This window comes from Streptomyces sp. NRRL B-24085, from assembly GCF_001282115.1.
Taxonomy (GTDB): domain Bacteria; phylum Actinomycetota; class Actinomycetes; order Streptomycetales; family Streptomycetaceae; genus Streptomyces.
Map to the genome: position 1 here is coordinate 1 of NZ_LJBR01000525.1, position 5,562 is coordinate 5,562.

The 5,562-nt window shown below is 74.5% G+C and carries 5 protein-coding genes; 2 read left to right on the plus strand and 3 right to left on the minus strand.

Annotated features, from left to right (window positions below):
* Positions 1 to 127: 127 nt before the first annotated feature.
* Positions 128 to 2,305: a DEAD/DEAH box helicase gene (locus tag AOJ26_RS38590; RefSeq protein WP_078960193.1), complete on the plus strand. Its 2,178-nt coding sequence runs from the start codon at positions 128 to 130 to the stop codon at positions 2,303 to 2,305.
* Positions 2,306 to 2,356: 51 nt separating this feature from the next.
* On the opposite strand, the gene AOJ26_RS38595 is transcribed toward AOJ26_RS38590, so the two are convergent.
* Positions 2,357 to 3,274: a LysR family transcriptional regulator gene (locus tag AOJ26_RS38595; RefSeq protein WP_053853007.1), complete on the minus strand. Its 918-nt coding sequence runs from the start codon at positions 3,272 to 3,274 to the stop codon at positions 2,357 to 2,359.
* Between the two features lie 87 nt (positions 3,275 to 3,361).
* On the opposite strand from AOJ26_RS38595, the gene AOJ26_RS38600 reads away from it, so the two are divergent.
* A complete protein-coding gene (locus AOJ26_RS38600; RefSeq protein ID WP_053853008.1) occupies positions 3,362 to 4,192 on the plus strand; it encodes an oxidoreductase in 831 nt (276 codons plus the stop codon).
* A gap of 28 nt (positions 4,193 to 4,220) precedes the next feature.
* On the opposite strand, the gene AOJ26_RS43685 is transcribed toward AOJ26_RS38600, so the two are convergent.
* Positions 4,221 to 4,382 carry a hypothetical protein gene (locus tag AOJ26_RS43685; RefSeq protein ID WP_159044495.1) on the minus strand — a complete coding sequence of 54 codons (162 nt, stop codon included), beginning with the start codon at positions 4,380 to 4,382 and terminating at the stop codon, positions 4,221 to 4,223.
* Positions 4,379 to 5,554, minus strand: coding sequence for a serpin family protein (locus AOJ26_RS38605; RefSeq protein WP_053853009.1), 1,176 nt, complete (start codon positions 5,552 to 5,554; stop codon positions 4,379 to 4,381). The genes AOJ26_RS43685 and AOJ26_RS38605 overlap by 4 nt, the downstream gene beginning before the upstream one ends.
* Positions 5,555 to 5,562: the final 8 nt, after the last annotated feature.

The window sequence follows — 5,562 nt, forward strand, 5'->3', positions numbered from 1 at the left end:
GCGTTTCCGCAGGTGGGAGCGTTGTAGTCAACGTTCCGCTTCAACGTCTGACGACCAGTCGGAAACCTGTGTGCGACCGCTTTCCCGGCGGGCCGGGCACAGGTTTCTTCCATGGAGGGGCGGGAGCGTGGGGCGTGTCGAGCGGGACATCGTCGCGAGGGGGGCGCGGCTGTACGAGGCGGCCCGGGCGGTGGTCGCCGACCACGGCAGGGCCGCGGAGGCGGTACGCGCGGCCCTGAGGCCGATCCACGACGCCGAGGTGAAGCGGGAGCTCGACGCCATCCCGGTGGCCCGGTTGCAGGACGTCACCGAGGGGCGGCTGCGGCTCGGGAGCGTCGGGAGGAGCGGCCTGCGCACGGTCGGCGACGTGCTCGAAGCCGGCCCCTACCGGTTGCGGCAGATTCCCGGAGTCGGCGAGCGCACAGTCGGCCAGATGCTCGCGGCCGCCCGCCGGCTCTCCGAGGCCGCGCACGAGACCGTGGCCGTCCACATCGACGTGGAGCAGCCGGAACCGGGCACCACCGCTCTCGTCACGGCCCTGCACGTCCTGGTGGAGGCCGGTCCGGACGCCCGGCGTGCGGTCGACCGGGCCACCGCCCTGTCGGCACGGCTCGGTCCGCTGCTCGCCGACGCCCGGCTCGCCGTCGGACGCGTCCGGATGCTGCTGGCGAGCCAGGAGAAGAAGGAGCGCGCGTCGGCCGCGGTCACCGGCATCCGGACGCTGGTGGACGAGGCGGACCGGGCGGGCCTGCCCGGTCTGCTCGCCCAGGCGTCGGTGGACCTGCTCCGGGCGCCCCCGTCCGACATCGCGGCCTGGGTGGACTTCGAACTCCGCTCCGCCGAGTACTACAGCCTGCTCGCCGAGATCTCCGGGCGGCAGCCGGACGTGGCCGCCGCCGAGGGCTTCCTGCCGGACGAGATCGCCGAGCGGGTGCGGACCCAGCACCTCGACGACTCGCTCCGGCGGGTCTCCCTGCGCGGCTACCAGGCGTTCGGCGCGCGGTTCGCGCTCGCCCAGCGCAAGGTGATGCTCGGCGACGAGATGGGACTCGGCAAGACCATCCAGGCGATCGCCGTGCTGGCCCACCTGGCCGCCGGCGGACGGAGCCACTTCATGGTGGTCTGCCCGGCGGGCGTCCTCGTGAACTGGACCCGGGAGATCGAGGCCCGCAGCACTCTGCGGGTCACGGTGCTCCACGGCCCCGACCGGCACCACGCGTTCGCCGACTGGAGGGAGCGGGGCGGGGTCGGAGTGACCACCTTCGACGCGCTGCGCGGATTTCCCGCGCCCGCGCCCGGCGGCGGGGAGGTCGCCCTGCTCGTGGTCGACGAGGCCCACGCCGTGAAGAACCCGAAGGCCAAGCGGTCCCAGGCGGTCGCCGAGTGGGCGGAGCGCTGCGAGCGCACCCTCCTGATGACCGGGACCCCGATGGAGAACAGGGTCGCGGAGTTCCACCACCTGGTCCGGATGCTCGACGGCGACCTCGCGGACTCCCTCGGCAGGCGGGACGCGCCGGCCGGATCGGTCGCGTTCCGCAAGGCCGTGGCCCCGGTCTACCTGCGGCGCAACCAGGAGGACGTGCTGACGGAACTCCCCAGTCTCCAGCACACCGACCAGTGGGAGGAGCTGAGCGCCTCGGACGAGGAGGCCTACCGGGAGGCCGTGCTCGCGGGCAACTTCATGGCGATGCGCCGGGCCGCTTACCTGCGCCCCGAGAAGTCGGCCAAGCTGGACCGGCTCCGCGAGATCGTCCGGGAGGCCGGGGAGAACGGGCAGAAGACGGTGGTCTTCTCCCACTTCAAGGACGTCCTGGGCGTGGTGGAGGAAGCACTCGCGGCCGACGGCACCGCCGTGTTCGGCCCGCTCACCGGCAGCGTCCCGGCCGGGCGGCGGCAGCGGATCGTCGACGACTACACCGGCGCCCAGGGCCCCGCGGTGCTCGTGGCGCAGATCCAGGCGGCCGGCATCGGCCTCAACCTCCAGGCCGCCTCGGTCGTCGTCCTCTGCGAACCCCAGATCAAGCCGACCATCGAGCACCAGGCGGTGGCCCGCGCCCACCGTATGGGCCAGGTCAGACCGGTCCGGGTCTACCGCCTGCTGGCCACCGGGGGCGTCGACGAACGCCTGGTGAGGCTGCTGGAGACCAAGACCCGCCTCTTCGACGCCTACGCCCGCCGCAGCGCCGTGGCCGAGGCGTCACCGGACGCGATCGACGTGTCGGACACCGAACTGGCCCGGCGGATCGTCGAGGAGGAACAGGAACGCCTGGGCGTGCGCGACACCAGGCTCTCGGCGGCGGAGTGAGCGGGGCCGCACCGGACAGTGGCCCTCCCGGACACCCCAGGTCATGCCCCGTCAGCTCGCCTTCGTGCCCGCCACCCACCGGCAGGCCTCCGCATACGCCCGCACCAGCGGCCGCCCCTCGTCCTCCCTGCGCCAGGCCAGCGCGTATCTGCTCGGACCGATCCCGCGCACCGGCCGGGTGACCACGCCGCCGAGGGTGATCAGGGGGGCGTTGCCGGCGGCCACGAGGCAGATGCCCAGGCCCGCGACGAGAGCCTCGTACGTCTCCTCGGTGCCCGCGATCTCCGCACCGACGCGCGGCGGACGGCCGGACCGTTCGTCGGCGGCGAGCCAGAAGTCGCGCAGAGGGCCCGCGCTCGGCGGCAGGGCGAGGAACGGCTCGTCGGCCAGGTCGGCGAAGTCGATCTCCTCGCGCGCGGCGAGCGGATGGGTGTCGGGAAGGGCGACCAGCCGGGGCTCCTCGGCGACCACCGTCCACCTGTACCGTTCCTCGTCCGGCAGCGGCAGCCAGACGAACGCGACCTCGGTCCCGCCGTCCGCAAGACCCGCGGTCGGGTCCTGCCAGCCCATCTGCCGCAGCCGTACGACCGCCTCGGGACGCGCGGCCGTGAAGCGGGAGCGGATCGCCGGCAGCAGGCCGCCGCGGCCGGGGCTGGTGCTCATGCCCACCACGAGCGTGCCGCGCTCCTCGGCCCGGGCCGTCGCCATCGCGGCGTCCGCCGCGGACCAGGCGTCCAGCACCCGCCCGGCGTGCGGCAGCAGTGCCTCGCCCGCCTCGGTGAGCAGCACACCCCGCGGGCCGCGCCGGAACAGCTCCACCCCCAACTGCCGCTCCAGCGCCCGGATCTGCTTGCTCAGCGCGGGCTGCGACACGTACAGCCGCTCGGCCGCGCGCGTGAAGTGCAGCTCCTCGGCCACCGCGAGGAAGTAGCGCAGGTCCCGTACATGCACGTCGGTCGTCATAGCCATCGGTTATCACCATGGGTCTTGGACGGGCAACCGGCTTGCGCAGCAGGCTGGTCGGCGACACAGACGGTGGGATCACGAGGAGTCCTCATGAACAAGGTGTGGCTGATCACGGGCGCGAGCAGCGGGTTCGGGCGGGCGATCGCCGAGGCGGCCCTGGCCGACGGCGATGTCGTGGTGGGCGCGGCCCGCCGGCCCGAGGCGCTGGACGACCTGGTGGCCGCGCACCCCGACCAGGTGGAGGCGCTGCGCCTGGACGTGACGGACACGGCCGCCGCGGAGGCCGCCGTACGGGACGTGGTGGCCCGGCACGGGCGGATCGACGTGCTGGTCAACAACGCGGGCCGCACGCATGTCGGCGCCTTCGAGGAGACCACGGAGGACGAACTGCGCGAACTGTTCGACCTGCACGTCTTCGGGCCGGCGGCGCTGACGAGGGCGGTGCTGCCCTCCATGCGCGAGCGGAGGTCGGGGGCGATCGTGCAGATGAGCAGCATGGGCGGGCAGATGTCCTTCGCGGGCTTCTCGGCGTACAGCGGGACGAAGTTCGCGCTGGAGGGGCTGTCCGAGGGACTCGCCGACGAGGTGCGGGAGTTCGGCATCAAGGTGCTGATCGTGGAGCCGGGCGCCTTCCGTACCTCGCTGTTCGAGGCGGACCGTGCGGGCGTCAGCGCCGACAGCGGGATCTACGCCAAGGTGAGCGAGACCCGCGGCTTCGTCTCCGGTGGCGACGGCACCCAGGCCGGTGACCCCGCGAAGGCGGCCGCCCTGATCCGCGCGGCCCTGGACGCCGAGCAGACCCCGCTGCGGCTGCCCCTCGGCGACGACGCGGTGACCGCCGTGCTCGACCACCTCGACGGCGTACGGTCCGACGTCGCCGCCTGGGAGAAGAGCACCCGGGCCACGAGCTTCGACGACTGAGACCGGTTCGACGACGGAGACCGGCTCGTCACCGCGGCTCGTCCACCCACCCCGCGGCCAGCACCAGCCGCGTCTCCCGGTGGACGGCGAGAAAGCCGAAGGGGCGGTCGAAGGCGGCCGTGACCACGGTCGACGTGCGGCCGGGCGGGGACGGCGGCGCCCCGCCCGGCGCCGCCGCGACCGCCGTCACCGCGGCTCGTCCACCCACCCCGCGGCCAGCACCAGCCGCGTCTCCCGGTGGACGGCGAGAAAGCCGAAGGGGCGGTCGAAGGCGGCCGTGACCACGGTCGACGTGCGGCCGGGCGGGGACGGCGGCGCCCCGCCCGGCGCCGCCGCGACCGCCGTCACCGCGGCCGCCTCGAAGCCGAGCGCGTCGAAGCGGGCCAGGACGGACTGCCGGGCGGCGCCCACGGCCAGGGGCGAGGCGCTGATGCCGGGGAAGTGGCCCTGCCGCGCGTCCCGCGCCGAGGTGAGGCCGAACAGCCCGTGCAGGTCCAGCAGATCGTGGTGCGCCCGCACCTCGAACGCGGCCGTCGTCACCTCCAGCGTCGGCTGCCGGGGGACCGCGCACGGCCGCTCCTCCACCCGCAGCCCCGGCCCGGCGGGCCCGTGCGGAAGCGACGACCCCCGTACGACGGGACGTGTGCCGTCGAGCGCGGCCGTCCCCGCCGCCAGCACCTGACCAGGCGTCATGTGTTCGTCCCCGAGCAGGAGATGGACGTCCACGCCGTTGTCGCCGAGCACCTTCGCCTCGGTGACCCGGCCCTCGGGGGCGGCCGCCACGCCGATCCGGTCCAGCCGTACGCTCCTCCGGTGCAGCCCGCGCAGGGTCCGGCCCTGCCAGGGGCCCGCGGAGGGCCGTAGCGGACGCGCCTCGAAGGGCCGCTGCCAGGTGGTCCGCAGGGCGAGCGCGCTCGCCAGCACCAGATCGGTGTCGTCCCGCGCCTCCACCGGCATGCGCCCGATCAGGCCGCCGGTCCGTTTCGCGGCCCAGGCGTCCATCTCCCGCTGATCCAGGGCCGGATCGCCGGTGAGGACGCCGTGCACATCGGCGGGGAGCCCCGCCCGCCACTCCTCGCGCGGCTCCAGGGTCCGCCTCGTCCACACTCCGAGCGCCGAGTCCAGGGCCTCCGACTCGGCCGGCCCCGCGAGCAACTCCCGTGCCGCCGCGGCCGCTTGCTCCGCCGGCACCCCGAGCGCACGCGCCAGTTCCGCCCGTGCCGGACCCCGCGCCCCGTCGGCCAGGAAGGCCAGCAGCGGCCACACCCCGGCGGCCGAGAACACGGTCCCCGCGGAGCACACCCCCGCCCACCGTGCCGTGAGTCCGTTCACCGCCTGGGTCGTCCCACCCGTGATCGGCATTCCACCCC

Coding starts and splice junctions, on each gene's coding strand:
- AOJ26_RS38595 (WP_053853007.1), bottom strand. CDS start 3,274: ATGGCTATGACGACCGACGTGCATGTACGGGACCTGCGCTACTTCCTC.
- AOJ26_RS38605 (WP_053853009.1), bottom strand. CDS start 5,554: ATGCCGATCACGGGTGGGACGACCCAGGCGGTGAACGGACTCACGGCA.
- AOJ26_RS38600 (WP_053853008.1), top strand. CDS start 3,362: ATGAACAAGGTGTGGCTGATCACGGGCGCGAGCAGCGGGTTCGGGCGG.